The sequence below is a fragment of the Neobacillus sp. GCM10027624 genome (assembly GCF_042675345.1).
GTDB lineage: Bacteria > Bacillota > Bacilli > Bacillales > Cytobacillaceae > Neobacillus > Neobacillus cucumis_D.
Map to the genome: position 1 here is coordinate 694,698 of NZ_JBHTHD010000011.1, position 25,482 is coordinate 720,179.

Here is a 25,482-nt window from a genome sequence, read left to right on the forward strand (position 1 = left end):
AATGAAATTTTTCTCCTATTTTTATGATGAGATGGAGCATCTATTCTATCAAAAGCCGCAAGACTTTAATAAATTTGTGAACCGTGAGCTATTATCGTATGGGCTTGGAGCAACGCTTTATATGCCGGCAACCCGTCCGAATATTCATCAGGAAATCCTATCAAAAAAACATGAAGGATTGACATCACTTGTGATCGATTTAGAAGATGCAGTCGGTGATCTTGAAATTGGAAGAGCGGAAGAAAAACTTGTTAAGGAGCTTTCCAAACTATTTGAAGAGCTAAACAGGCAGTTTTTACGGTTTGAAGATTTACCCTTAATGTTTATCCGGATTCGCGACTGCAGGCAGTTTCAAAGGCTCAAAGAAAAGTTAGGAAAAGCGATAAAATTGTTAACGGGTGTAGTGCTGCCAAAGTTTTCATCCGAAGATGGCGAGGTGCTTTTAAAGTTAGTACGAGAAATACATAGTCCACAGCATCCTTTTTATGCAATGCCAATCCTTGAGACGGCAAAGGTCATTCAAAAAGAGACAAGATTGGATGAATTGCTTAAAATAAAAAAACTTCTTGATCAGAATCGTGAGCTGATCTTGAACGTAAGGATTGGGGCAACCGATTTTAGCGGCTTGTATGGAATTCGACGAAGTGCGGATACAACGGTTTATGATATTGCTATTTTACGAGATTGCATTGCTGATATCATTAATATTTTTCAGCGAGGGGATGACCCCTATATTGTTTCCGGACCGGTTTGGGAGTATTTTTCAGCCAAAGAAAGAATGTTAAAGCCGCAGCTTCGGCAGACCCCCTTCCGTGAGAGGTATGGGGACGAAGGGTTGAAATTACGTGCTGAATTAATTGACCAAAATATGGATGGGCTAATTCGTGAGGTTCTTATGGATATTGCAAACGGATTGACAGGAAAAACAGTAATTCATCCCTCGCATATTAAAACCGTCCAAGCGCTGAATGTCATTTCATTTGAGGAATATATGGATGCCTGTACGATTGTAGAAGCGGCCGGAGGTCATCTTGGAGTAGTCAGAAGCGGCTTTGCAAACAAAATGAATGAAATAAAGCCGCATTATGTTTGGGCAAAAAAGATTCTTTTAAAATCACAGCTTTACGGGGTGTTACATGCAGAAGTTACAAACATCGACCTTATTAAAAAAGAAGTTTACGTTTAATATTTTGGATACTATTGAAGTTGAAGTGGAAGTAAACGAAAATCCTTACAGTTTGCCGGTTGAGGATCTTTTCACGATGGCGGCAAGGATCAATAAAAAACGATCATTTTTATTCGTCAGTAAAGTACTCGGGAAGCATTTACCGATTGATGCCAATAAAGGACTGATAACAGCTGCATTACTTGCTGCCCGATATTTAGAATCAGTAAAAGGAGTTAAATGTCCTGACACTCCTCATTTATTAGACAAGTTTATTCGAAATGAACCATTGTCCGGAAGCGCATTTATTCCATCATCAATCCGTCCGGTCGTCATCGGCTTTGCAGAAACTGCGACCGCACTGGGGCATGCTTTTTTTGACAGTTTCAAATCAGCGGATTTTTTTCATACGACAAGAGAAATCCTCGTCGGACGGGAGCCTGAAATAACCTTTGAAGAAGAGCATTCCCATGCTACCTCCCATCGCTGTTATATTCCTAAAGCAATGATTCAAAATGAGCGGGAGATTATCCTTGTTGATGACGAAATGACGACAGGAAAAACGGCTCTCAATATTATCCAATCTATTCATTCTCAGTTTCCAAGGGCGATTTATACCGTTGTTTCGATATTGGATTGGCGATCGGATGAACATACGATGAAATTTACCCAACTGGAAAAAGAACTGGGAATTACAATCCGAACGGTATCCTTAATAGCAGGAAAAGTTGAAGTGAAGCAGCTGAGGGAGGTTCATAAAAGAAACAAGGGAAATGAACGGGAAAACAATTTCACTTCCTCAAAAGAAATCATTCAATTAGGGCCATTTTTTTCAAGTTCCGATTATCAGACGTCAAGAAATCTGGAGCGTTTTATTCAGGAGACAGGACGCTTCGGAATCACAAGCATCGATAATCAGACCAATCATCTGAAAATATCGAAAGCAGCCGCATTTCTCCGCCTAAAAAGGATAGGGGGAAAAACACTATGCCTTGGTACGGGGGAATTTATGTATATTCCAATGAAGCTTGCAGCAGAAATGGGTCAGGATGTTTCCTATCAATCTACGACGAGAAGTCCGATCCATATTGAAAATAAACAGGGGTATGGGGCGAGATTCGGTGTTTCCTTTCCTGCACCGGACGACCCGGAAATCACGCATTTTGTTTACAATATTCCTCCATTTGAATATGATGAGGTTTTTGTTTTTTTTGAAAGAGAAGTAGATTCTCAGCATCTTCAGCCAATCATAACGGAACTTGAAAAATTACAGATTAAATCAATCAAGCTCATATTTTTCTCTGCAAAAAGAGGTGAAGATAATGAATAAATTCATTCAGAATCCAGCCAAAATCGGATCCTACCGAGAGGACGATGTTGTTTTTCTCCTAAAGGATTTAAGTGAATACCAGCTTGAGGATTCGACTGCCAATCGTGAGGTGCGGGTACAGTCCGGCCAGCACTATAGTGAGTCGCTCCCTATCGAGTACCAGCCACCTAGAGCCTATGTAAACTTGTTCCGGCAATCATTACATGATTATAAACGAAAAGTCGCTCTTTGTATTGGGATTGTGGCGGAGCAAATCTATCAGTTAAAAGGGGAAAACACCGTTCTCTGCTCGCTTGCCCGTGCCGGAACGCCAGTGGGGATTTTAATTAAACGCTATCTTCTGCAGCGCTATAATGTCTCCCTGCCCCATTACAGTATTTCGATCATTCGTGACCGGGGAATTGACGAAAATGCCCTTCACTATATTCTGGAAAAACATCCGCAGGGGAAAATTCAATTCGTGGACGGCTGGACAGGAAAAGGGGCTATTTCTCTTGAACTCGAAAAGGCCTGTCAGCAATACGAAAAAAAATATGGTGTGACGCTGGATGACCGGCTTGCTGTTCTTGCCGATCCAGGTTACTGTACACCGCTTTTCGGGACGAGGGAGGATTTTTTAATTCCCAGCGCATGCCTGAATTCCACCGTTTCCGGGTTGGTAAGCAGGACCGTCTTGAATGAAAAATATATCGGAAAGGATGATTTCCACGGAGCAAAGTTTTACCGTGAACTTCTCTCTTCTGATGTTTCAAATGAATATATTAACCTAATTACTGCAGAATATCCATTCATCACAATTAAGGCGGCAAAAGCGGCAGCTGAAAGAAACCTAGAAACCATAAAGGCCGAATTTTTAGGGATGAAGGATGTAAAGAAGATTCAAGTGGAATTTTCCATTGAAAGCATGCACTACATTAAGCCGGGGGTGGGTGAAACAACCCGGGTGTTGTTAAGAAGGGTTCCGTGGAAAATCTTAATGCGTGACCCGTCGAGCCCCTATGTGAAACATATCCTTATGCTGGCTAAAGAAAAGGGCGTGGAAGTGGTTATCTACCCTGACCTAAATTATTCTTGTTGCGGGTTAATTAAATCGGTAAAGGTGGATAAGAAATGATCATCGCCTCTGATCTGGACCGTACATTAGTTTACTCAAAAAGAGCCATAGAACAACTTGGACTTCCCAAAGAAACTTCGCTAAGATCTGTGGAAGTGAAGGATGGAAACCCTATAGCATTTATGACAGAAACGGCCTATCATGCCCTAGTTGAGCTTTGCCGCAATTGTTTATTTATCCCTGTTACAACAAGAACCACTGCCCAATATAAACGGTTTACAATTTTTGGAGATTCGATTTCCCTGCCCTATGCGATTACGTTTAATGGTGCGATGATTTTATATAAAGGGGAACCGTTAATGGATTGGTCGCAGCATATTTTGTCCAAAATCCAAAGGGAATCGGCTCGGCTGGATGAATTACAGGCTGGATTAAAAAGGGGAGGCTTTCATTTTAACGGACGTCTTAAGTCGGCCGAGAATCTATTTTTCTATTATCTATTAGAAAGTTCCCCTTCACTCTCAGAAGTGCAAAGCTTAAGTAGTACAGTTTCCAAATATGGCTGGAGAGTTTCCTTGCAGGGGAGAAAGCTTTACTTAATCCCCAATGCTATTAACAAGGGTGCAGCTCTTGAATATATATGCAGTCGCGAAGGTTCACCGGCTCTTGCAGGCGCGGGAGATTCGATACTTGACTGGGATTTTCTGATGAATTGTCAAAACAGGTTCGTCCCGGCTCACGGAGAACTTGCACAGTTCGGCCCAAAAAAGGGAGTTACCTATACGGAAAGAGCGGGCATCCTTGCTGGGGAAGAAATAATGCAGCAATTTCTAACAATTCTTGAACATTCGTTTAAAAATAAAGAAGTAAACACTAGTAAATAATACATAGCTGCTTGCGAAAAAAAGAATAAAATAGGTAACCGTTTGCAGAGCTGGGGTTAGCAGCAGAGAAAAGATAAGGCTTAGCCAAAATAAGTCTAATAGAACAAAGAGGTCAGAACTCATGACATCCATAAGGGTATCCAGTTCCTCGTTTACTTGCTCCATCCTCGGTCGCTTATAGAGAAATCTCATTCAAGTCACCTTCTTCATATATCAGTACTCAATGATATGTAAGGACAAGGAAAAAGGTGAAAAAACAGGAATAGCGGCAAAATCTGAAACATTTTTACGCTGCTTTCGTATTAAGAAATGAATGGACCCGCTAACTATGTTATGATGGAAGAGAAACCTTACATAATTTTCTATCTTATTTGAAGCGTTTTGCTTTTAGAGGGAAGGGATTATGAATGAATCCAGCATATAACCAACTAAACGTCAAACAGGTATCCCTTTCATATGAAAATTGGCTTGATCTTTTAAAGAAGCCGGTGAATGAGCGCCCTGAATTTTCATTAGAAAATGGAGCTATTAACATCGGGCAGGTCCTTGGAACTTTTCTTGGTATACCTTTAGACGCGGATGAATACTATAATCAGCTTTTTGACTATGTGAATACCGAAGAACTGCAATTACATTTATTGAGTGAAGACACACTGAACAAAGCAATCAATAATGCACATTTTCAATCGATTCAAAAAGTATTAAATCTCTACCAGGAACAAAAGCTGTCCATCAATCGATTTACCGCCTTTCTTGATGGGGAGCAGCTGTTATTAAAATCAGCGATTCCAGCGATTCATCGAAAAATTAGAGAAGCGATGATTGCTACACTTGAGCTCTTTTCCCAGCTTGAGGACGGAGGGTTACGAAATCATGAATTAAGGCGTGTCCTTGTCGATGTGGTAAAATGGTCCATCAATCACCTGCAGCCGCCATTAGGAAAATCTAATCCTCAAAGGGAAATGCCAAAGTTTATATGGTACGGAGATTTCAAAAAAAGCCATCAATATTTCCTATATTATTTGATAAAGCTCGGATGTGATTTAGTCATTTTTCATCCGGAGGGGAAAGATGTTTTATCCGGCCTTATAGAAGAAGAGGTATTCACTCACAACTTTCAAAATAAACGGCCTGCTGAACCATTTCCAACCGAAAAAAGAAGTAGGAAAACGACGGTGGCCTACCGGGCTTCACGGGAAATTGAATCGATTCTCAACCAAGAGGGATCTGGCCTTTATAAACCATGGCAGTTACGGGATTACACTCCGTCATCGCTGACACTTCGAACAACCTATGATGAACTATATCTCATAGGGAAGGAAATTGCGATGATTCGGCCGGATTTTGAAGTAGCAAATGGACAAGTTAAAATTCCGACAATTTTTGCCAAGATAAAGGGTGTTAGCAAAAACAAAAAAGAGTACTGGGAACGTCTGCATGCGCTTTCAGAATCAGAGTACAGCCTGCTCATCCGAAAGCTCCCATTTACAATGCCCGGCACGAGTGATTTCCGTTTTCATTATCGAAATGCTTTGGATAAGGACGGATTATTGAATGTCGAAAAAATGATGGAAGCACACTACTGGCCTTATTCATTTCTTGCCTCCGGCTTACAAAAAGGAATTGCCCATGCCGTAAGAAGAATTTGTGAAAAGCCGGATTTAAAGGCGCTGCATTCTGAAAGTGAGGAAGAAGTAAAAATCTATTTGTTCAGCCAGGCGATGCATATGCCGAAAAGCCTGATTCAGCTGCTGGAACGATTTGACTATTCCCAGCATGTGCCGAAAATTATTCTTTATATGAATGAATTAACCGGGATGCTTTCGAGGTCAGATGCGGCCCTCTTACTGCTTCTTAACCATTTCGGGATTGATATTATAATTTACAATCCACCGGGACATAACGATATCGAAAATTTTCTCGATGAAAGTCTTTATGATACCCACTGGCTTGAAGAGGTTGTTTTTGAACTGGAATATAAAGAACCGTCGATTTTAAAAAGAGTACTTTTTCAAGGGATATTAAAAAATTTAAGGGGAGATTAGAAAGTGGACCAATCACTAAATCCTTCTGGAAACTTAATAACCACAGCCAAGGATGATCAACTATCAGAAACAAAGGTATCCGATATAAAGCTTGCACTTCGGAAGGAACCGGAAATTCAAAACTTGGCCCGCACGATTGACGAACGCGACCAGATTCAAATCTTGGAGTTTGGAAAAGAGCCGGCAGTGCAAATTTCCCGTTTCTCTGATCAAATTTTAGGCAATATGCGGACGACAAAAGTGGAAGATTCAGGCGAGCTTCTGAAACAGCTAGGTCGAATCATGGATAAATTTGATGCTAAGGATTTCCAAAAGACCTCGAAAGGTTTTTTCGGCAAGCTTTTTAAAAAAGGCGAAAAGATGGTGGAAAAGCTTTTTGGAAAATATCAGACAATGGGGCAGGAAATCGATAAGGTATATGTTGAAATTTCCAAATATCAAAAAGAGATGGTTGATTCAACAACCATGCTCGAGCAAATGTATGAGCAAAACTATCAATATTATTTAACGCTTGAAAAATATATTGTCGCTGGCGAGCTGAAGGCTGAGGAGTTAAAAAATAATCAATTGCCACAACTTGAAGCCCGTGCAGCATCAGGTGACCAACTGGCCTCGATGCAATTAGATTCATTGCGGAATTCAATCGAGCTATTAGAACAACGCATTTATGATTTAGAAATGGCGAAAATGGTCTCCTTACAGACAGCACCACAAATCCGTCTGCTTCAAAGGGGCAACACAAAGCTGATTGGAAAAATCAATTCAGCTTTTGTGACTACGATTCCGATTTTTAAAAATGGTTTAATTCAAGCGGTCGCCGCAAAAAGGCAGAAGCTTGTGGCGGACTCAATGAGCGAGCTTGACCGCCGTACAAATGAAATGCTCTTGAAAAATGCCCAGAACATTTCCCAGCAAAGTGTTGATATTGCAAGACTTGCCGGCGGACCGAGCATTAAAATTGAAACCGTCGAAGAGTCCTGGAATATTATCATCAAAGGAATGCAGGAAACGAAATCGATCGAAGAGGAAAACAAACGTCTGCGTGAAGAAGGAACCAGACGCTTAGAACAATTACAGGATAATTTTAAAAAGATAAAAATACAAAGTTAAATATTTTAATGAGGTGATCTAATATGGCGATTAATTTACAAAAAGGTCAAAGAATCGATTTAACAAAATCAAATCCAGGATTAACAAAAATCATGGTAGGTTTAGGCTGGGACCCAGTTAAAACGGGCGGAGGCGGTATACTAGGCTCCTTGTTCGGAGGCGGAGGCAATTCGGCAAATGTTGACTGCGATGCATCTGTCATCATGCTTGGCGAAAATGATAAGCTGCAAAACAATAATGATGTTGTATATTTTGGAAATTTAAAAAGTAGAGACGGCAGTGTTCAGCACTCTGGAGACAACTTAACCGGTGCTGGCGATGGCGACGACGAGCAAATTATGATTGATTTAAGCAGAGTACCGTCGAATATCCATAAATTAGTCTTTGTTGTTAATATTTATGATGCGGTAAAAAGAAAACAGCATTTCGGAATGATTCAAAATGCGTTTATCCGGATTGTCAACTCCAGCAATCATACAGAATTGCTGCACTATAGCTTAACAGACAACTACAGCGGTAAAACATGCCTCGTAACTGGGGAAATCTATCGCCACGGAACAGAGTGGAAGTTCGCTGCGGTTGGTAACGGGACAAATGCCGGCAGCCTTGGCGAAGTGGTTCGTTCTTTTAGTTAAAAAAGATTAAAATGTTAGCGATGAGGTGATCAGTATGGGGATTAATCTAGCAAAAGGACAAAGAGTTGATCTTACAAAAACCAATCCAGGCTTAACCAAGGCGATTATCGGACTTGGCTGGGATACAAACCGCTATCATGGCGGAAATGACTTTGACCTCGATGCTTGTGCATTTTTAACAGATGCAAACAGCCGGGTTATAAATGATTCCGATTTTATTTTTTACAACAATTTAGTTCATCCATCAGGTGGTGTCGAACATACCGGAGATAACCGTACCGGAGAAGGTGACGGGGACGATGAACAAATTAAGATTGATTTTAGCAAGGTTCCTCCAAGTATTCACCGGATTGCGATTACCGTTACCATCCATGATGCAGAGGCAAGAAACCAAAACTTCGGTCAGGTTTCTAATGCGTTTGTCCGGGTGGTCGATGAAGAAAGCGGCCGTGAAATTTTACGTTTTGACCTAGGCGAGGATTTTTCCGTTGAAACCGCTATCGTTGTGTGTGAATTGTATCGCCATAACGGGGATTGGAAATTTAACGCGGTTGGTAGTGGATTCGCCGGCGGTTTAGCTTCTCTTTGCCGGAACTTTGGGTTGGAAGTATAGAAGTCGTCCATTTGGACGGCTTCTTTTTTTTGAAAAAATAAAAAAACGTTTTTGCATAAACCTTTCAAAATGATCAAGTCATTGTTAAAATATTATAATGATGTTTGGACAGGAGAGTGTAAAAAATTGAGGCAATATTTACAGCTATGTGAGCATGTTTTAAATAATGGTACCGTTAAAGGAGACCGCACAGGTACAGGAACCATCAGTACCTTTGGCTACCAAATGAGATTTAATCTTGAAGAGGGTTTCCCGCTCTTAACAACAAAAAAACTTCATCTAAAATCTATCATCTATGAATTGCTTTGGTTTTTAAAAGGGGATACGAACGTAAAGTATCTTCAGGACCATGGCGTGCGTATCTGGAACGAGTGGGCCGATGAAAACGGTGAATTGGGTCCGGTTTACGGACATCAATGGCGTTCCTGGACTGGTGCAAATGGAAAAACTGTCGACCAAATCAGCGAGTTGATCGACCAAATCAAAACCAATCCAAATTCAAGAAGACTCCTCATTAATGCATGGAACGTAGCTGAAATCGATAACATGGCGCTGCCGCCATGCCACTGTATGTTTCAGTTTTATGTTGCCGACGGGAAACTATCCTGCCAGCTCTATCAGCGTTCAGCCGATGTTTTTCTTGGGGTCCCATTTAATATTGCATCATATGCTCTTTTAACATACATGATTGCCCAGGTCTGCGATCTAAAACCGGGTGAGTTTATCCATACCTTTGGTGACGTTCATATTTACCAAAATCATTTAGACCAGGTGAAGATGCAACTGGGAAGAGACCCTCGCCCACTGCCGCAATTAAAGATGAATCCTGCAGTGAAAGATATCTTTGGGTTCGAATTTGAGGACTTTTCATTAGAAGGCTATGATCCGCATCCACACATTAAAGGAGTGGTAAGTGTATGATTTCTTTTCTCGTAGCGATGGATGATCATAGAGTGATCGGCAAGGACAATCAATTACCTTGGCATTTACCGGAAGATTTAAAATACTTTAAAAGAGTCACAATGGGCCATCCAATTGTAATGGGGCGAAAAACACATGAATCTATCGGGCGAGTCCTTCCGGGAAGACAAAATATCGTGATTACCCGTCAGAAGAATTACCAGGCTGAGGGCTGCACTATGTTTTACTCTGTAGAGGATTTTGTGGGCTACTGCCGCAAACAAGAAGATGAAATTTTCGTCATCGGCGGGGCAGAGATTTTTAAAGAGACCTTCCAATATGCGGATCGTTTGTACGTTACCGAGATACATTCTGAATTTGAGGGAGATACTTACTTTCCGGAATTCAATCATTCAGAATGGAAGCTGCAAACCTCTGAAAAAGGAATAAAAGACGAAAAAAATCCATTCGATTATGAATTTAAGGTCTATGATCGAAAAAATTAACCACCAAAAAAGCACCAGTTGAAAAATGCTGGTGCTTTAAATGTCTCTTATAATGTATATGTTCCCGTTACCTCATACTCTGCTATTTTGGCAAGCATGCCTCTGAATTCATGTGGGTGACAGAATTCCTCCTCGTGAAAATTCGTTTTCACCCATTGAATTAGCTCTTTTGGGCTATTAAAATATTCTCCGCTCCGGTCACTTTTGCGAATGGTATATCTTCCGTTGTCATCATCAATAGTTACCTCAACCGGTAGGGCACTATCAAAACTGCAAAGAGAAAATTCCATCGGTTCACATCCAATCCATTTAAAATTTGCAAACAATATGTGGCTTTAACTCCAATTATAATCGTGGTAACGAATGATTGTCAAAATATTTTAAAAATTAAATAAGTTGTATTGTACATTGACTTACAGAATGGTTATTGTTAAATTGACTATAGTGATTATTAGATTTATATAGTAATGACGAATAGTTTTTAGGTGCAAATGTGAATTTATTATGAACTATCAGCATTATTGATTTCAAATTGATTTTTTAACACTATAATTGTAGGAGTAATGAACAACTGAAAAAGAGGAGGTTATTCCATGTTATCTAATATTGGAGTACCTGGATTAATTTTGATTTTAGTGCTTGCATTAATTATTTTTGGCCCTAAAAAATTACCAGAAATCGGTCGTGCCTTCGGTCAGACGTTAAAGGAGTTTAAAAAATCAACACGTGAACTTACCGATGATGTCATGCCAGATATCGATGAGGATAAGAAAAAATTGACTAAATAAGGTGTAAGATACCGTGTCTTGCACCTTTTCTACTTATTGTATATTAGTGGAAATTGACAAAACATATTTATTTTTCAACCTTTGAAATTGGCAGGGGAAGTTAATGGATGATAAAGAATTACAGTTAGTCGATCATTTAGAGGAATTACGCAAAAGGATTATCATAACCGTACTTGCATTTCTTGTTTTATTTATTGCTGCTTTTATTTATGTTGATGATATTTATAAATGGTTTGTCCGTGGTCTTGATATGAAATTGATGGTTCTCGGTCCAAGTGATATTATTAGGATTTATTTTATGCTTGCAGGGGTTGTAGCCGTTGCAGGAACGATTCCAGTTTTAGCTTTGCAAATTTGGATGTTTGTCAAACCAGGATTAAGACCGTTGGAAAGACGAGTAACCCTTTCTTATGTACCTGCATTGTTCTTCTTATTTATTATTGGTCTTTGCTTTGGCTATTTTGTTATTTTCCCAATGGTCTTTAAATTCTTGATTGGAATTGGAGGAGACATGTTTGTCACCAATTTCACTGCAGACCGTTATTTCAGTTTTATCATGAATATGACCCTACCGTTTGGTGTATTATTTGAACTTCCGGTTGTCGTAATGTTCTTAACGTCACTGGGGATTATTAATCCTTTTGTTCTATCAAAAATTCGCAAATATGCCTATTTTATTCTGATCATCATTGCAGTAGTTATCACACCGCCTGATTTTATGTCCGACTTTGTAGTGACACTGCCACTCTTGCTCCTATATGAAATCAGTATAAATTTATCGAAATTCGTTTATCGGAAAAAATTGAAAAAACAGCAGGACGAAGAATTAGTGGAAGTATAATAAAACGACCTTAAGGCTTACTTAAGGTCGTTTATTATGTTATTGGAAGGATTACTGCGACAGACGTTCCATTTTTATCACTATCAATATGAATTCTACCATGGTGATTTTCAATTATTTTCTTGCTAACCAATAGTCCCAAACCCGTACCTTTTTCTTTCGTCGTAAAAAAAGGCTCGCCAATTCTTTTCAAATGTTCAGAAGGAATTCCACTACCCGTATCAATGCAGCGGATGATCATCTCCTTTTGATGCTTGCATTCTATTTGAATCGTTACCTTTCCACCTGCAGGCATTGCTTCAATCGAATTTTTAAGGAAATTAATAAACACCTGTTTCAATTGATTCTCATCACAATTGATCTCCGGAAGTGGAGAAGGATAGACTGTATCAATTTGAACATTTGTCATAATGGCTTGTGTGTCAATAAGGGTTTTCACACCTTCGATTAATTCCCGAATATTTGTTTTAGCTGTTTTCATAGCTTGTGGTTTTGCAATGACCAATAATTCGGTTAAAATCATTTCAATTCGATCGATTTCAGAATGAATAATATCTATATAATCCTTCTGGCCTTGATTTATATTCAATAATTGCAGGAATCCTTTAATAGCGGTTAATGGATTTCGAACCTCATGGGCAATTCCCGCAGCTAGCTGTCCGGCAACGGAAAGCTTTTCTGAATTTAATAACAGTTCCTCAGTTCGTTTTTTGTCTAAATCCGCATTGATTCGTTCAGAAATATCTCGTAATACGGAAATCACTCGCACTTCTTTATCACTATTACGGTAGGAGTTACTGAGAATTTCCATATAAATAAAACTGCCGTCTTTTTTCCGCATCCGGTATGTATCCAATGATTTAGGCTGAATATGAATGGCTTTCTGATAATTGAGGAGATAGCGATCAACATCGTCTCTATGGATATATTCTAAACTTGATTGGCTAACCAGTTCGGCAGGTGTGTAGCCGAGAATTTGTTCGCAAACAGGTGATACATAAATGAAATTACCTGCAATATCTGTTTTTACAATAATATCCATTGAGTTTTCCGTTAAAATTCGATAAAGCTCCTCACTGTCCTTTAAGCGCTGTCTCTTTCGTTTAATTTCCGTAATATCCTTAGCCACACCATAAACACCAATGATTTCGTCATTTACAGTAATTGGTAAATTAGTGACATTTAAATCCACAAGCTGACCATTCTTTTGAATCAGTTTGCAATCATAATTTTGAAAGCTACCTTCTAAAGCTTGGTAAAAGTAAGATGAAACCTTTGCCACATCTTCAAGTGCGAGAACCTCAAAGAATTTCTTTTTCGAAATTTCTTCTTGGCTATACCCTGTAATTTGCTCACAGGCTGGATTAAGAAATACATAATATCCAGCTAAATCAATGGCAAAAAGGGCATCTGAGTTGCAGGCCAATAAAGATTGATAACTATTTAGTCCATCTTTTAAATGTTTTTCTAATATAATTCTTTTTTCGATTAAAATTGCAGAACTGTCCATTTGTATCAACCCAGTTCCTTTCGATTTATCTACTATTATAATAATATTAAATTTTATTAAATTATTTTTCAAGAGAATTTCCCTACTTTTGGCATATTAATTGGAAATGTAAAGGAAATAACTAAGATTTTACATGAACACATTTGTAAGTAATCTATCTTCTTACTATGCATGTGGAAAGAATAATGTTTAAGAAAAAACTTCACAAATATTTTTCCGATACAAGCACAATTAGACACATTTCGAGTTAGGGAAGGTGTATAATAGTATCAAACGGGTAAAAAGGATTGATATTTTTGTTACTAAAAAGCCTAGAGTTCAAAACGATTGTTGGACAGAAGGTTAAAGTCATGGAAATTCCTGTATTGGAGGAAGATAGCCCTTTTAAATTTATGATCCAAGTCCGTTTACAGACGTTTATCACGTCCATCTACAAAGAGCAAAGTCCCAAAAGATGTTACTCCTTTAAAGAGTATTTGAAAAAGGTCATGAAATGGCCAGACTATGAAAAACTATTTAAAGTAGATGAATTAAAAAACAACGCTTAATATCTTCGAGCATCGGCTGACCGATGCTCTTTATTTTTTGAAAAAACTACTTTATTAAAATAAAATGAGAGATTGTGTTTCCATCAAAAGGTGTAACCTGTATAATACAAAGCAGTAAGAGTGGGGAAGTGACTAAATGAGTAAAATTAAAATTGTAACCGATTCAACAATGGACTTGCCTCAAGATGTGATTGATCAACTTGGTGTTGAGGTTGTGCCTTTGTCGATTACCATAAATGGAGAAACCTACCTAGACCGGGTGGAATTGGCTCCGGTTGATTTTATAAAAAATATGAGTCAAACAGATGAATTGCCGAAAAGCTCACAACCCTCCACGGGCGCTTTTCTTGAAGTATATGACCGCTTAGGGGAAGAAGGATATGAGGTTCTTTCCATCCATATGACGGGAAAAATGAGTGGAACCGTTCGCTCTGCGGAAAGCGCTGCCCAAATGACAAAGACAAAAGTGACCGTTTTTGATTCCAAATTTATTTCAAAGGCTTTATCCTTTCAAGTAAGGGAAGCGGCTGAAATGGCCAAGCAGGAAAAAAGTATGGAAGAGATCCTTGAACGTCTTGAAACAGTCCGAAACCATACTAAATTATATATAATGGTGGATACATTAGAGAACCTTGTAAAAGGCGGCCGAATTGGCAAAGGCAGAGCATTTATTGGTTCTTTGTTAAATATTAAACCAATAGCCTCGCTTGAAGGTGCAGAGTATACGCCGGTTACAAAGGCAAGGAGTTACTCCCAGGTGGTAAAGTTTTTTACGAAACAATTTACTGAGGATATCAAGGGGAAAACCGTTCGAGGCGTAGGGATTGCCCATGCAGGGGCCAATGAGCTTGCGGTAAAAATAAAAGAGAGCATTTTCGAATTGACTGGTGTTCAGGACGTGGAAATTGACTATACAGGGCCGACGGTAATCACACATGCAGGACCTGGTGCGATTGCCTTAATGTATTACTATGAATAAGGATTGTAAGATTGGATGGTGCCAAAACACCATCCAATTTTTATAGAGGAAGTTAATCATGAACAAAGTTGAACGAAACGAACGTATAGATACACTTGATTACTTAAGAGGTTTTGCGCTTTTAGGAATCATCTTAGTTAATATTCTTGCGATACTATCAGCACAAAAGCCGCTCCCAGACTCCAATGATGACTCCTATCAAAAGTTTTTATTTCTGTTTGTCGAAGGGCGTTTTTACCCGATTTTTTCCTTTTTGTTTGGTGTCGGCATGTATATTTTTCTCACTAGAGCAGTGATAAAAGGGAAAAATGCTACGGTTTTATTTTTACGGAGAATCATTATTCTTTTTATCTTCGGGTTTGTTCACTTTATTTTTCAGCCGGGAGAAGCTCTAACCGTTTATGCAAGCTGTGGTCTGATTCTATTGCCTTTTTATAAAGTAAGAAAAGAGATTAACTTGGCAATTGGGATTTTGTTACTCATTCTATTCGCCATCTTGGCTACGAAAATATTTATGACAGTGCCCCTAATCTTATTAGGTCTTGCAGCTGGTCAATATCGAGTGTTTGAAGAGATTACTCAAAAAAAAAAACAAATTACTATTCTTACAGTGTCAGCGTTTCTCGTGACCGTTCTTGGTCTATTTTTTCAATATCAACATATGCCCTCGGCTCCATTTAATCCGTTCCATTCGAATTGGTTTTTAACCATCGGCATTATGATTGGTCCCATTGTTTCTACCTTTTATGTTGGGATACTGATTCTACTTTTGCAATCTCAACTGTTTCGAAATATATTATCTCCATTAAAAAGCTATGGACGGATGTCGCTCACCAACTATGTCTCCCAAACCGTCTTCATTTTAATCGTTGGAAATGCCTTCGACCTATTCGGGCATATAACCTATTTGAATACCTTATATATATGCTTAGTTATCTATTCCATACAGTTATTATTTAGCGCAGTTTGGCTGCATTATTATCAATACGGGCCGCTTGAATGGATTTGGCGGTTGGCAATATACAAAGAAAAACCATAAAACAGGATGGTGCTGGTCACCATCCTGTTCTTTTTGGTTAAATATAGCTTATTTGGTAATGCTAAAAAAAATTGAAGTTCAAAGGTGTTGCCAATGTTCAAATGGATGACGGGGAAAAAAACTTCAGAAGAAACGAAAACACATTGCTTAAGTGTGGAGGAACTGAAGGAAGAATTAAAGCAGGAGCTAAATGCTTGCTCGGATTTAACCTTTAGAACACTTACAAAAGAAGGAAAAAAGATTCTATTTTGCTACTTAAGCAGCTTAATTGATAAAAATGGATTAGATCAGGATATTCTTGATCCAATTATTAAAAGTACTCAATCCAAATGGACTCCTGAATCTCTGGCACAAATTTTGCCGATTGCTCAGCTTTCTGCTGCTAATAAACTGAAAGATGTCATTCAGGCATTAATTGAAGGGCAGATTTATATTTATATCGATGGTGAACCATATGGTCTGTTAGCAGTTGCATCGAAAACAGTTGAACGATCACTGGAAAAAGCGGAAACGGAATCACTAGTTTACGGTCCAAAAATTGCTTTTACAGAATCACTTCTTGGAAATATCAATATTTTACGGAATAATCTAAAGGATCCAAATTTGTGCATGGAGGACCTCACGATTGGCACGAGATCAAAAAAGCAGGCAAAGCTTGTTTATATAAAAGGTGTTGCCGATGACGAAAATGTCAACACATTTAGGCAACGGATCAATGATCTGAATATTGATCATGTAGCTGATAGCACTGTTCTTGGGCAATTGTTAGAAAGTAACAGCTGGACTGTATTTCCGCAGTTAATTACAACGGAATTGCCGGACCGTATTACGATTGCTTTACTGAGTGGCAAGGTAGCGGTTCTTATGGACCGAAGTCCGGATGCACTCTATGGTCCTACACCCTTCTTTACGTTTTTTGAATCAACAGAAGATGTTTATATGCGTTGGAATATGGGCTTTTTTCTTCGTATGCTACGTTTACTGGCAACTTTTTTATCCGTTTTGCTTACACCGGCATATGTTTCGGTTTTGACCTATCATTATGAGGTAATTCCGTCACCTCTACTTGTTTCACTGGGGCAATCACGTTCACAAGTTCCATTTCCGCCTGTTTTTGAAGCTCTTCTTCTTGAGTTCATTATTGAACTATTAAGGGAGGCTGGTGCACGGCTGCCGACCAAGGTCGGTCAAACCATGGGTATTGTAGGCGGTATTGTAATTGGACAAGCCGCGGTTGATGCGGGTTTTACAAGTAATATTCTTATTATTATTATTGCCCTAAGTGCTCTTGGTTCTTTTACGACTCCAAGTTACCTAATGGGTACAGCTATTCGAATCATTCGCTTTCCGATAATCATTATGGCGGGGTTATGGGGGGGAATTGGCATAATGGTTTCGTTTTGTTTTTTCCTCATTCACCTCATAAAATTGGATACGTTAGGAAGACCCTATCTTGCACCAATTTATCCCTTTAGATGGAGAGATTTAGGATATAGCGTCTTCAGAATTCCTCCTAAATATCTTCCATACAGGCCCGTAACAAACCATCCTGAGAATCCTTATCGATTTCCACCAAAAAAAGCAAAGCGTAAAAAGGATGTAGATGAATAGGGGCGAGATCATGAAGGTAAATTTACGTCCAAGAGAAGGTTTACTATTTAATGCCTTTCTTCTAATGTTTTTTATTCATTCCGTACAAACGGGAGTTGGATTAATTGGACTGCCGCGGATTGTGTATCTGTCTGCTAAACACGACGCTTGGATTTCTGTGTTATTGGCGGGGATCCTAGCGGGCCTTGTCTTAGGGTTGATGGTGTTGATTCTAAAGCAATATGATAGTGCCGATTTATATGGAATTCACAACGATGTTTTTGGAAAATGGATCGGGAATGGACTAAATATTCTTTATATGCTTTATTTAACGGCTGATTTTTTTGTTATTTTTATGAATTATATTGAAATTGTTCGAGTGTGGATTTTTCCAGATTTGCCGACATGGCAGTTAGCTGGTGTTCTTATTCTCTTAGCCGTTTATTCGGTATATGGGGGCATTCGGGTTGTGATTGGAGTTGCCTTTCTTTCGGTAGTAGGGACCATCTGGCTGGGTGCTCTGCTCCTGGTGCCGATCCATTATTCTGATTTTACCCATTTGTTTCCAATCATGTCAGCCGATATGAAGCAGCTATTGACTGGAATACATGACTCCTCCCTATCCATCATGGGATTTGAACTACTGTTATTTGTTTATCCCTATGTGAAGGAAAAAGAGAAAGTCTTTCTTTTTACTCAAATTGGAAATTTATATACAACGTTGTTATTTGGGATCGTAACCCTTGTATCTATAACGTTTTTTGCAGAAGATAGTCTGGCCCGTACCATCTGGCCAGTATTGTCAATGTTTAAAATTGTTCGGCTCCCAAATCTTGAGCGTTTCGAATTTATTGCCGTTTCCTTTTGGATGTTAATCATTTTGCCCAATATGTGTGCGTATCTTTGGGCAGCGTCAAAAGGATTTATGAGGATTTTTAATAAAAAACAAAAACATGGGATCTGGATTTTAGCGATCCTAACTTGGGGAGCCACCTTTTTTTTTAAAGCCAGATATCAAATGAATATGGCTACAGATTATGTAGCCAAGGCTGGATTTATTGCCGCCTTCTGTTACCCGATTCTGCTTGCAATGATTGTCTTCGTGAAAAAATGGTTTCAAAGGAGGAAGAAAACCAATGTGGCCTAAATGGAAACTATTACCGATGATGATTCTTTGTATAGTAATGAACACTGGGTGTGTAGAACCAAGACAGTTAGAAAAATTAGCATTGGTCACAGCAGCTGGGTATGATTTGGAGAAGGAAAATGTAATTAAAGGGACAGTTGTCGTCCATCGATTCGATCCGCTGGCTCAAAATGTGACAAAATTAATTACAGTCGATGCCAATACAAGTAAGGGGTTAAAACAAAAGCAGAATCTTCAATCGAACCAACGACTCGTTACTGGCCAAATGAGATGTGTCATATATAGCAAAGAGCTTGCTGAGAAGGGGATTATCCAGTTGGTGGATGCATTGAACCGTGATGCTACCGTGGGGAATATGGTTTATTTAACCGTTGCAGATGGAAAGACGTCGGATTTAATGCAATCAGGTGTCACTCATAATAAAGTCAATCTGGGAACCTACTTGTATAACTTGATAAAACAAAATGTTGAAAGTGAACAAATTCTTTCTCCTACACTTCAGGAATTTAATCATACCTATTATGATTTTGGCAAGGATCCTTTACTGCCTATTTTAAAACTTAAAAACAATGATATCAAAATAAAAGGAATGGGTTTGTTTAAGGATGACCGATTAGTAGCTGAAATAAAGCCTGACAAGCTGTTTTATGTAAAACTCTTATCGGATAAATATAATGCCGGATCAAAAGACCTCGGTTTTGATCGTTCCCAATTTGAAAAAATTCGGATGAAAACAGGTGAGCATGCAATTCGTAATTTATATAATAAATTATTTGTTAATATAGATAATATTCAAAGCAGTGCGAAAATCAAATTGATCGATAAAGAAAATCTGCGTTTTCGGATAACTGTAAAGATAAAAGCCCGATTATTGGAAACAACAGAGCCGTTAACTGTTGGGGATCCAAAGGCAATTAAGTTGATAGAAAAGAAAATAAATAAAGTGATGGAACATGATATTACAAAATTACTCAATTATTTTCAATCTTTAAGTTCAGATCCTGTCGGGTTTGGAAATGAATACATGACCCATTTACGAGGAAAAAGACTATCAAAAGATGAGTGGAGAGAACGATACAAGCAGGCGTCATTTGAGGTCAAGGTAAAAAACACGATTGTTCAAACAGGAGTAATCGATTAATTCAGTCACAATGCTTTCTTCATATCCAAATCTTTGTTACACTATACACGGAATGAAAAAGAAAAGTAATGGGTGATATCATGAAAGTTCGGATTTGGCTGACTTTATTGTTATTATGTACATTGGTTTTGTCAGCTTGTGGAAAGAAAGAAATCAAAAATGCAGTAAATTGGCCAATAAAGGATTTTACAGCCACAACTCAAGCCGGTAAGCCCTTTGGATTAAAGGATTTAAAAGGGAAGGTCTGGATATCTGATTTTATTTTTACCAGCTGTGTGGATATTTGTCCACCTATGACAGCCAATATGCAAAAGCTGCAAAAAAAGGTGAAGGATGAAGGTTTGAAAAATGTCGAGTTTGTTTCCTATAGTGTGGATCCAAAGGTAGATACTCCACAAAAATTAACGGAGTTTGCCAATCAATATCAAATTGATTTTAAAAATTGGACATTCTTAACCGGCTATTCCCAGCCATTTATCGAAAATTTTGCCTTGAAAAATTACAAGGCCCTTGTCAAAAAACCAGAAGAGGGGAACCAGGTAATTCACGGTACCTCCATCTATTTAGTTGATCAGGATGGAAATATTAAAAAATCTTATAACGGTTTTAAAGAAGTTCCATATGATGAAATTATCAATGATATTAAAGCACTGAAATAGACCTAATAAATAGGTCTATTTTTTTACCGCCAAACCCTATTTTGAAAGCGTTTCCAACCCTTTGGTTGTTAGTTTTTGTCAATTCAGTTTGAATGTTTTTTCACATGTTATAATATTTATAGTTTGAGAGGAAGGTGAAGTCTTATGAAAAATTTTTTCACTCTTCTAATTCTCTCCTCATTATTCCTTTGTTCTTGTGACGGGTCCACTCAATGGAAACCGCACTCCTATAAAAAAGCTTCAAAGATTGTTTATAAGCAAGTGCCGGCTGATTTTATTCCACGAAAATTAACCGTTGTTTCTGCAGGTGATTCCTTAACACAAGGTGTCGGTGATAGCACCAATAAAGGTGGATATTTGCCCTATCTTAAAAAAATGCTTGAAAAGGAAAAGGGCATAAAAGAAGCGGAATTTTATAATTTTGGTGTAAAGGGAAACCGGACAACACAATTGATGAATCGGCTGCAAACGCCGGAAGTGAAATCGGCCATATCACAGGCTGATTTAGTGATCCTAACCATTGGCGGCAATGATATTGTAAAAGTTCTTAGAGATAATATCACCGATCTGCAATTTTCCGATTTCACGAGAGGCAAAGAGGAATATAGTGTCCATTTGACGCAAATAATGGAGACCATTACACAGGAAAATCCCAACGCCAAAATCGTTTTGGTCGGATTGTACAATCCGTTTTCTAAATGGTTTGGCAATATTAAGGAACTCGACCAAATTGTCGGGGATTGGAACAGCGCTGGTCAGTCTGTAATTGCTAATTATCCCAATGCCTACTTTGTCCATATTGACGACTTGTTTAATGAGAACTCGGAAAATCTTTTGTATAAGGATAATTTTCATCCAAATGATAAAGGATATAAATTAATTGCACAAAGGCTTAACCAGACACTGGGAGAACGCACATTACCTGATCTGGAAAGGAATTCGTTGATGGTCAGTAAAGAGGAGAATTAGTTTTGTATGAAAAATAAATGGAAAAGGGGATTCTGGCTCTTATTAGGGATTAACATTTTAATTGTCATGATTATTGGCGGCCAGCTATTATCTCCGTCATCGGAGAAGCAGGAAAGCCTTGTTAAAGGGCAAAACGGGGATTATGTTTCATTTCGGATTCGATCCAATAAGCAGGATTTGAATCGGCTTATCAACCATTATTTACAAACAGAAGCGGCTGATTCCCCAATAGCTTATCGTGTTATATTAGGAGATGAGGTTGAGCTTTACGGAACGATCCCGTTTTTTAGTGAACAGCTTAATTTAAAAATGACCTTTAAGCCGAAAGCTTTGTCAAACGGTGATTTAGTTCTGAAGCAAAAGTCGATTAAAATCGGAAACCTGAATTTGCCTGTTTCCTATGTACTGAAATTCATTGAAGAAAACTATAAGCTGCCTAGGGGAGTGGACATTCAGCCGGACAACAAACGCGTCTATGTCCATATGCAGCAATTAAAACTTAAAAGTGATCTAAAAATAAAAGCAGAGAAGTTTGACTTAGAAAAAGATGATATTTCCTTTATCATCTTAGTTCCAGTCGAATAAAAACAGGGTGCCTCCTCTGATATGTAAAGGCACCCTGTTTTTTATTTTTGGATTCGAAGTCCTTTTGGGTAAAAATTCTTCAATACCCCTTTTGCTTCTTTCCCCCAGCCGAGTGGATAGTCATCGATGGTTACGAGCATCCAGCCTCGGTCGTTCCCTGTTGTCAACGTTTCACCTTTTAAGTAATGAAACCACTGGTCATCTTTTAACGGAAAACAGTGCTTTGCCTCATTTGCCATTAACCCTAACGCCAACGCATGATTTGGTTCAAAACGATTCTTTTTTAATTCGCCAAGATGAAGCCCTGCCCGCAGGATTTTTAACCCCTGAAAACTAGGGCAATTATCCGGTAATGCATAGAGCTGTTGATTAAAGAGATAGAAGTGATCGAATGTTTTTCCTTTTATGGTTTGATTGGTAAACTCATAGAAATCTTTAAGCTGTGCCCTGCTGGCATTTGAGGATATCTCTCTTATTTTTGCTGGTTCTTCAACGCCCGTTTTATGAATCTTAGCTACAAAATGGCCTTCCCCTTTTAGATGATGCGGCCACAAGCGGGCTGTTTGTTCAAGGTCGTTCATTTTGCTGGTTGACCATTCCGGCCGGCCATTTTGGATTCCATTTGTCTTTTCAATTGGCAGCAGCTCTAAATCAGGATATTTTTTCAAAAAATATTCAATCGTTTGTTCATTTTCTTCCGGTGAGAAGGTACAGGTAGAATAGACAAGGATACCATTTTCCTTTAGCATAGTGTAGGCAGCATCAAGAATATTTTTCTGCTGTTTCGCACACGCTTCTACATGGGCCTCACTCCAAAAGGCAATCGCTTCCTCATCCTTACGGAACATTCCTTCCCCCGAACAAGGTGCATCAACAAGAATCTTATCGAAATAGCCTTGAAACCTTTCTGCAAGCCGTTCCGGCGTTTCATTGGTTACTAAAGCAATGGAAATTCCCAATCGTTCAATGTTTTCTGACAAGGCCTTTGCCCGTTTGGAATTGATTTCATTGGCAACAAGGATTCCGCTTTGTTCCATCATCCCTGCGAGTTGTGTTGTTTTTCCTCCGGGTGCGGCGCATAAATCAAGAACTCGTTCACCCGGCTTTGGTGCAAGCTGTTCTGCTACAAACATTGCGCTCGGCTCTTGAATATAATAAAGCCCCGCCGCATGATATGGATGTTTTCCCGGCTGGTCCTTTTCAGGGTCATAATAATAACCATTTGGGACAAAAGGGATTTTTTTTAGAGTGAAGGGTGAGCGTTGGGACCAGTTCTCTTCCGTTATTTTAAGCGGGTTTAACCGCAGTCCGCTCATTCTTGTTTCTTCATATGTATGGAAAAAATCGTGGGATTCCTCTTTAAGTAAATCGGTAAACTTCCGAATAAATTCGGAGGGAAGTTGCATGATAAAGCTCCTCTCTTGTTTCAAATCCTATCATGATTATTGGGGTTTGGCCGCTAGAAGTCAAGCGGCAAAAAAGACTGAGATTTGTACTCAGTCTTCGTTACTCTTTGATCACAATCGCTTGCAGCGCGGGACTTCCTTTGGACAAACCGACCAAAGCAATCGTGTAGACTTCATTTGCCTTAAATTGCGAGTTCGGCATTGGAAGGATTACGTTCTTTGTACCAGCCTCCCTTGCCTCAAGGTCCACTGTCATCGGCGATAATGCCAGGTATTCTGTCGCTTGCTTATAGGCTACCTTTGGAAAAATAACATCTCGGTCCTTGACGGCCATGTCTAATGCATGAGTATCAGGTGAAAGGTGAATAAAACGTACCTTTGCTTCATTCATTGGTACCTCCGGTTGGTTGAGGTAAACGAGGAGACGCATTTTTTTTACAGAATCAATGATGGCCCATGTGTATGATTTACCCGGTTCAATCGTGAGTTTTTTATTTAAGACACTGTCGACCATATTGCCTGATTGATAGATATCTACATGATATTTACCGGGCATTAAGGTTAGTACCTGGCTCGCTTCTTTAAAGGGCAGGTCTCTTACCACCCGCTTTCCGTTGATATAGATGTCTAGATTAGGCGCATCGGGAGAGGTGTTAAGAATGCGGATATGTGACTCTGTCTGCATTTGTTGTGCCTGGACCCGCATCGTATTGAAGGCTTTATTGATATACTTCATGTGTTTTAAGTAGAACTGCATATGAAGTTCTGGGTTTGAGTATTTATAAAATTGGGAGAGTGTATCATACATTGCCGCCCTTTGAAGATAATCAGAATGAGTTCGATTTTCGGACATACTGCTCGCTCCTATTCTCTAATTTACTAGTACTTTATTCAGTTGGGGATAGGTAGGTGTCTATTTCGTTTCAGCCGTAATCGTGTTATTTTATTTTTTCAACAACATTCTGTATACTTGGGTTCAAGATGAAAAATCGTGGGGTGAGTAGATTGGAAGAAACAGTGCAAGTAGCAACCTTTGCCGGCGGCTGTTTTTGGTGCATGGTGAAGCCATTTGATGAGCAGCCCGGGATTAAAAGTGTGATTTCCGGATACACAGGCGGTACGATGGAGAACCCAACCTACGAACAGGTTTGTTCGGATACCACAGGACATTATGAAGCCGTCCAAATTACCTTTGATCCAAATATTTTTCCATATGAAAAATTGCTTGAATTATATTGGCAGCAGATTGATCCAACCGATCCGGGAGGACAATTTTATGACCGCGGTCAATCCTATCAAACCGCTATTTTTTATCATACTGAAACACAAAAGACACTTGCTGAAGAGTCAAAACAGAAATTACAGGAAAGCGGCAGGTTTTCGAAACCGATTGTCACGCCGATATTAGCGGCAAAGCCGTTTTATCCTGCAGAGGATTATCACCAGCATTATTATAAGAAAAAGCGCGCTCATTATGAGTCTTATCATGTAGGCTCAGGTCGCGCAAGCTTTATTGAAAGGCATTGGGGGAATCAAGATGGTAAATAAGGATGAGTTAAAAAAGCGGCTGTCACCAATCCAATATGAGGTAACTCAAAATAGTGCAACGGAGCCCCCGTTCCGTAACGATTATTGGAATGAGAATCGGGAAGGCATTTATGTAGATCTTGTTTCAGGAAAACCACTGTTCAGTTCATTGGATAAATTTGATGCCGGTTGCGGCTGGCCAAGCTTTACGAAACCGATTGAAGAAGAAGAGGTAATTGAAAAAGAAGATTACAGCCATTTTATGATTCGGACCGAAGTACGAAGTAAAACGGCGGATTCTCATCTTGGTCATGTATTTAATGACGGCCCGGGACCATCGGGCTTACGTTACTGCATTAACTCCGCCTCGTTGAGGTTTATTCCGAAGGATCAGCTGGAAGAGGAAGGGTACGGGGAATTTACAAGTTTATTTGAAAAATGATGAAAAGCCGCCATTAGTTGAGCGGCTTTTTATCATTTTGGGTATATGCGGATTGATTTTTAAAAAAAT

The 25,482-nt window shown here is 39.0% G+C and carries 27 protein-coding genes; 23 read left to right on the top strand and 4 right to left on the bottom strand.

What is annotated here, in order from left to right; all coding sequences use genetic code 11:
- The first annotated feature begins 1 nt into the window (after position 1).
- The 10 genes from ACFQZ9_RS19860 to ACFQZ9_RS19905 all read left to right on the top strand — a co-directional run bounded on the left by ACFQZ9_RS19860 (position 2) and on the right by ACFQZ9_RS19905 (position 10,242).
- Positions 2 to 1,186 carry an HpcH/HpaI aldolase/citrate lyase family protein gene (locus ACFQZ9_RS19860; protein WP_498945034.1) on the top strand — a complete coding sequence of 395 codons (1,185 nt, stop codon included), beginning with the start codon at positions 2 to 4 and terminating at the stop codon, positions 1,184 to 1,186.
- On the top strand, positions 1,137 to 2,495 hold the full coding sequence (locus ACFQZ9_RS19865) for a phosphoribosyltransferase family protein (protein WP_498945035.1): 1,359 nt from the start codon (positions 1,137 to 1,139) through the stop codon (positions 2,493 to 2,495). Before ACFQZ9_RS19860 ends, ACFQZ9_RS19865 begins: the two co-directional genes overlap by 50 nt.
- Positions 2,488 to 3,609 (top strand): cysteine protease StiP family protein, encoded by a 1,122-nt coding sequence (locus ACFQZ9_RS19870; protein WP_498945036.1) that lies wholly within the window; start codon positions 2,488 to 2,490, stop codon positions 3,607 to 3,609. Before ACFQZ9_RS19865 ends, ACFQZ9_RS19870 begins: the two co-directional genes overlap by 8 nt.
- Complete coding sequence (locus ACFQZ9_RS19875) at positions 3,606 to 4,433, top strand: HAD family hydrolase (RefSeq protein WP_498945037.1); 828 nt, start codon at positions 3,606 to 3,608, stop codon at positions 4,431 to 4,433. The genes ACFQZ9_RS19870 and ACFQZ9_RS19875 overlap by 4 nt, the downstream gene beginning before the upstream one ends.
- Positions 4,434 to 4,840: 407 nt before the next feature.
- On the top strand, positions 4,841 to 6,478 hold the full coding sequence (locus ACFQZ9_RS19880) for a YceG family protein (RefSeq protein ID WP_498945038.1): 1,638 nt from the start codon (positions 4,841 to 4,843) through the stop codon (positions 6,476 to 6,478).
- A gap of 3 nt (positions 6,479 to 6,481) precedes the next feature.
- Positions 6,482 to 7,588, top strand: a complete 1,107-nt coding sequence (locus tag ACFQZ9_RS19885) for a toxic anion resistance protein (protein ID WP_498945039.1) — start codon at positions 6,482 to 6,484, stop codon at positions 7,586 to 7,588.
- 23 nt (positions 7,589 to 7,611) lie between these two features.
- Positions 7,612 to 8,223 (top strand): TerD family protein, encoded by a 612-nt coding sequence (locus ACFQZ9_RS19890; RefSeq protein ID WP_198308935.1) that lies wholly within the window; start codon positions 7,612 to 7,614, stop codon positions 8,221 to 8,223.
- A gap of 34 nt (positions 8,224 to 8,257) precedes the next feature.
- Positions 8,258 to 8,836 carry a TerD family protein gene (locus tag ACFQZ9_RS19895; RefSeq protein WP_198308934.1) on the top strand — a complete coding sequence of 193 codons (579 nt, stop codon included), beginning with the start codon at positions 8,258 to 8,260 and terminating at the stop codon, positions 8,834 to 8,836.
- 126 nt (positions 8,837 to 8,962) lie between these two features.
- Positions 8,963 to 9,757: a thymidylate synthase gene (locus ACFQZ9_RS19900; protein ID WP_498945040.1), complete on the top strand. Its 795-nt coding sequence runs from the start codon at positions 8,963 to 8,965 to the stop codon at positions 9,755 to 9,757.
- Positions 9,754 to 10,242: a dihydrofolate reductase gene (locus ACFQZ9_RS19905; RefSeq protein WP_498945041.1), complete on the top strand. Its 489-nt coding sequence runs from the start codon at positions 9,754 to 9,756 to the stop codon at positions 10,240 to 10,242. Before ACFQZ9_RS19900 ends, ACFQZ9_RS19905 begins: the two co-directional genes overlap by 4 nt.
- 47 nt (positions 10,243 to 10,289) lie before the next feature.
- Here the strand turns inward: ACFQZ9_RS19905 and ACFQZ9_RS19910 are convergent, their stop codons facing one another.
- Positions 10,290 to 10,532: a hypothetical protein gene (locus tag ACFQZ9_RS19910; RefSeq protein ID WP_198308931.1), complete on the bottom strand. Its 243-nt coding sequence runs from the start codon at positions 10,530 to 10,532 to the stop codon at positions 10,290 to 10,292.
- A 303-nt stretch (positions 10,533 to 10,835) separates the two neighbouring features.
- Between ACFQZ9_RS19910 and ACFQZ9_RS19915 the strand changes: the two genes are divergently transcribed.
- Together ACFQZ9_RS19915 and tatC are read left to right on the top strand one after the other, a co-directional pair.
- Complete coding sequence (locus ACFQZ9_RS19915) at positions 10,836 to 11,030, top strand: twin-arginine translocase TatA/TatE family subunit (RefSeq protein WP_026576628.1); 195 nt, start codon at positions 10,836 to 10,838, stop codon at positions 11,028 to 11,030.
- 103 nt (positions 11,031 to 11,133) lie between these two features.
- The gene (gene tatC / locus ACFQZ9_RS19920) at positions 11,134 to 11,871 is read left to right on the top strand and encodes a twin-arginine translocase subunit TatC (RefSeq protein ID WP_498945042.1); all 738 of its coding nucleotides are present in this window, start codon (positions 11,134 to 11,136) and stop codon (positions 11,869 to 11,871) included.
- Between the two features lie 34 nt (positions 11,872 to 11,905).
- On the opposite strand, the gene ACFQZ9_RS19925 is transcribed toward tatC, so the two are convergent.
- Complete coding sequence (locus ACFQZ9_RS19925; RefSeq protein WP_498945043.1) at positions 11,906 to 13,381, bottom strand: PAS domain-containing sensor histidine kinase; 1,476 nt, start codon at positions 13,379 to 13,381, stop codon at positions 11,906 to 11,908.
- Between the two features lie 296 nt (positions 13,382 to 13,677).
- Between ACFQZ9_RS19925 and ACFQZ9_RS19930 the strand changes: the two genes are divergently transcribed.
- From ACFQZ9_RS19930 to ACFQZ9_RS19970, 9 genes are all read left to right on the top strand, one after another.
- On the top strand, positions 13,678 to 13,929 hold the full coding sequence (locus ACFQZ9_RS19930; protein ID WP_198308927.1) for a DUF2535 family protein: 252 nt from the start codon (positions 13,678 to 13,680) through the stop codon (positions 13,927 to 13,929).
- Positions 13,930 to 14,065: 136 nt separating this feature from the next.
- Positions 14,066 to 14,908, top strand: a complete 843-nt coding sequence (locus tag ACFQZ9_RS19935; RefSeq protein WP_498945044.1) for a DegV family protein — start codon at positions 14,066 to 14,068, stop codon at positions 14,906 to 14,908.
- Positions 14,909 to 14,966: 58 nt separating this feature from the next.
- Positions 14,967 to 15,947, top strand: a complete 981-nt coding sequence (locus ACFQZ9_RS19940) for a DUF418 domain-containing protein (protein WP_498945045.1) — start codon at positions 14,967 to 14,969, stop codon at positions 15,945 to 15,947.
- 93 nt (positions 15,948 to 16,040) lie between these two features.
- Positions 16,041 to 17,558 carry a spore germination protein gene (locus ACFQZ9_RS19945; protein WP_498945046.1) on the top strand — a complete coding sequence of 506 codons (1,518 nt, stop codon included), beginning with the start codon at positions 16,041 to 16,043 and terminating at the stop codon, positions 17,556 to 17,558.
- Positions 17,559 to 17,568: 10 nt separating this feature from the next.
- Positions 17,569 to 18,684 carry a GerAB/ArcD/ProY family transporter gene (locus tag ACFQZ9_RS19950; RefSeq protein WP_498945047.1) on the top strand — a complete coding sequence of 372 codons (1,116 nt, stop codon included), beginning with the start codon at positions 17,569 to 17,571 and terminating at the stop codon, positions 18,682 to 18,684.
- The gene (locus ACFQZ9_RS19955) at positions 18,674 to 19,825 is read left to right on the top strand and encodes a Ger(x)C family spore germination protein (protein ID WP_198308922.1); all 1,152 of its coding nucleotides are present in this window, start codon (positions 18,674 to 18,676) and stop codon (positions 19,823 to 19,825) included. The genes ACFQZ9_RS19950 and ACFQZ9_RS19955 overlap by 11 nt, the downstream gene beginning before the upstream one ends.
- 80 nt (positions 19,826 to 19,905) lie before the next feature.
- On the top strand, positions 19,906 to 20,484 hold the full coding sequence (locus ACFQZ9_RS19960) for an SCO family protein (protein ID WP_498945048.1): 579 nt from the start codon (positions 19,906 to 19,908) through the stop codon (positions 20,482 to 20,484).
- A 144-nt stretch (positions 20,485 to 20,628) separates the two neighbouring features.
- Positions 20,629 to 21,453 carry an SGNH/GDSL hydrolase family protein gene (locus ACFQZ9_RS19965; protein ID WP_498945049.1) on the top strand — a complete coding sequence of 275 codons (825 nt, stop codon included), beginning with the start codon at positions 20,629 to 20,631 and terminating at the stop codon, positions 21,451 to 21,453.
- A gap of 6 nt (positions 21,454 to 21,459) precedes the next feature.
- Positions 21,460 to 22,038 (top strand): YpmS family protein, encoded by a 579-nt coding sequence (locus ACFQZ9_RS19970; protein WP_198308919.1) that lies wholly within the window; start codon positions 21,460 to 21,462, stop codon positions 22,036 to 22,038.
- A 41-nt stretch (positions 22,039 to 22,079) separates the two neighbouring features.
- On the opposite strand, the gene ACFQZ9_RS19975 is transcribed toward ACFQZ9_RS19970, so the two are convergent.
- Positions 22,080 to 23,444: an RsmF rRNA methyltransferase first C-terminal domain-containing protein gene (locus tag ACFQZ9_RS19975; RefSeq protein WP_498945050.1), complete on the bottom strand. Its 1,365-nt coding sequence runs from the start codon at positions 23,442 to 23,444 to the stop codon at positions 22,080 to 22,082.
- A gap of 100 nt (positions 23,445 to 23,544) precedes the next feature.
- Positions 23,545 to 24,297, bottom strand: a complete 753-nt coding sequence (locus tag ACFQZ9_RS19980) for a DUF4397 domain-containing protein (protein WP_498945051.1) — start codon at positions 24,295 to 24,297, stop codon at positions 23,545 to 23,547.
- A 128-nt stretch (positions 24,298 to 24,425) separates the two neighbouring features.
- Between ACFQZ9_RS19980 and msrA the strand changes: the two genes are divergently transcribed.
- On the top strand, positions 24,426 to 24,992 hold the full coding sequence (gene msrA, locus ACFQZ9_RS19985) for a peptide-methionine (S)-S-oxide reductase MsrA (RefSeq protein WP_498945052.1): 567 nt from the start codon (positions 24,426 to 24,428) through the stop codon (positions 24,990 to 24,992).
- On the top strand, positions 24,982 to 25,413 hold the full coding sequence (gene msrB / locus ACFQZ9_RS19990; protein WP_198308915.1) for a peptide-methionine (R)-S-oxide reductase MsrB: 432 nt from the start codon (positions 24,982 to 24,984) through the stop codon (positions 25,411 to 25,413). Before msrA ends, msrB begins: the two co-directional genes overlap by 11 nt.
- Positions 25,414 to 25,482: the final 69 nt, after the last annotated feature.

Excerpts from the sequence above, each read along its gene's own strand:
- ACFQZ9_RS19860 (WP_498945034.1), top strand. The coding sequence starts at position 2 with ATGAAATTTTTCTCCTATTTTTATGATGAGATGGAGCATCTATTCTAT.
- ACFQZ9_RS19865 (WP_498945035.1), top strand. The coding sequence starts at position 1,137 with ATGCAGAAGTTACAAACATCGACCTTATTAAAAAAGAAGTTTACGTTT.
- ACFQZ9_RS19870 (WP_498945036.1), top strand. The coding sequence starts at position 2,488 with ATGAATAAATTCATTCAGAATCCAGCCAAAATCGGATCCTACCGAGAG.
- ACFQZ9_RS19875 (WP_498945037.1), top strand. The coding sequence starts at position 3,606 with ATGATCATCGCCTCTGATCTGGACCGTACATTAGTTTACTCAAAAAGA.
- ACFQZ9_RS19880 (WP_498945038.1), top strand. The coding sequence starts at position 4,841 with ATGAATCCAGCATATAACCAACTAAACGTCAAACAGGTATCCCTTTCA.
- ACFQZ9_RS19890 (WP_198308935.1), top strand. The coding sequence starts at position 7,612 with ATGGCGATTAATTTACAAAAAGGTCAAAGAATCGATTTAACAAAATCA.
- ACFQZ9_RS19895 (WP_198308934.1), top strand. The coding sequence starts at position 8,258 with ATGGGGATTAATCTAGCAAAAGGACAAAGAGTTGATCTTACAAAAACC.
- ACFQZ9_RS19905 (WP_498945041.1), top strand. The coding sequence starts at position 9,754 with ATGATTTCTTTTCTCGTAGCGATGGATGATCATAGAGTGATCGGCAAG.
- ACFQZ9_RS19910 (WP_198308931.1), bottom strand. The coding sequence starts at position 10,532 with ATGGAATTTTCTCTTTGCAGTTTTGATAGTGCCCTACCGGTTGAGGTA.
- ACFQZ9_RS19915 (WP_026576628.1), top strand. The coding sequence starts at position 10,836 with ATGTTATCTAATATTGGAGTACCTGGATTAATTTTGATTTTAGTGCTT.
- tatC (WP_498945042.1), top strand. The coding sequence starts at position 11,134 with ATGGATGATAAAGAATTACAGTTAGTCGATCATTTAGAGGAATTACGC.
- ACFQZ9_RS19925 (WP_498945043.1), bottom strand. The coding sequence starts at position 13,381 with ATGGACAGTTCTGCAATTTTAATCGAAAAAAGAATTATATTAGAAAAA.
- ACFQZ9_RS19935 (WP_498945044.1), top strand. The coding sequence starts at position 14,066 with ATGAGTAAAATTAAAATTGTAACCGATTCAACAATGGACTTGCCTCAA.
- ACFQZ9_RS19940 (WP_498945045.1), top strand. The coding sequence starts at position 14,967 with ATGAACAAAGTTGAACGAAACGAACGTATAGATACACTTGATTACTTA.
- ACFQZ9_RS19945 (WP_498945046.1), top strand. The coding sequence starts at position 16,041 with ATGTTCAAATGGATGACGGGGAAAAAAACTTCAGAAGAAACGAAAACA.
- ACFQZ9_RS19950 (WP_498945047.1), top strand. The coding sequence starts at position 17,569 with ATGAAGGTAAATTTACGTCCAAGAGAAGGTTTACTATTTAATGCCTTT.
- ACFQZ9_RS19955 (WP_198308922.1), top strand. The coding sequence starts at position 18,674 with ATGTGGCCTAAATGGAAACTATTACCGATGATGATTCTTTGTATAGTA.
- ACFQZ9_RS19960 (WP_498945048.1), top strand. The coding sequence starts at position 19,906 with ATGAAAGTTCGGATTTGGCTGACTTTATTGTTATTATGTACATTGGTT.
- ACFQZ9_RS19965 (WP_498945049.1), top strand. The coding sequence starts at position 20,629 with ATGAAAAATTTTTTCACTCTTCTAATTCTCTCCTCATTATTCCTTTGT.
- ACFQZ9_RS19970 (WP_198308919.1), top strand. The coding sequence starts at position 21,460 with ATGAAAAATAAATGGAAAAGGGGATTCTGGCTCTTATTAGGGATTAAC.
- ACFQZ9_RS19975 (WP_498945050.1), bottom strand. The coding sequence starts at position 23,444 with ATGCAACTTCCCTCCGAATTTATTCGGAAGTTTACCGATTTACTTAAA.
- ACFQZ9_RS19980 (WP_498945051.1), bottom strand. The coding sequence starts at position 24,297 with ATGTCCGAAAATCGAACTCATTCTGATTATCTTCAAAGGGCGGCAATG.
- msrA (WP_498945052.1), top strand. The coding sequence starts at position 24,426 with ATGAAAAATCGTGGGGTGAGTAGATTGGAAGAAACAGTGCAAGTAGCA.
- msrB (WP_198308915.1), top strand. The coding sequence starts at position 24,982 with ATGGTAAATAAGGATGAGTTAAAAAAGCGGCTGTCACCAATCCAATAT.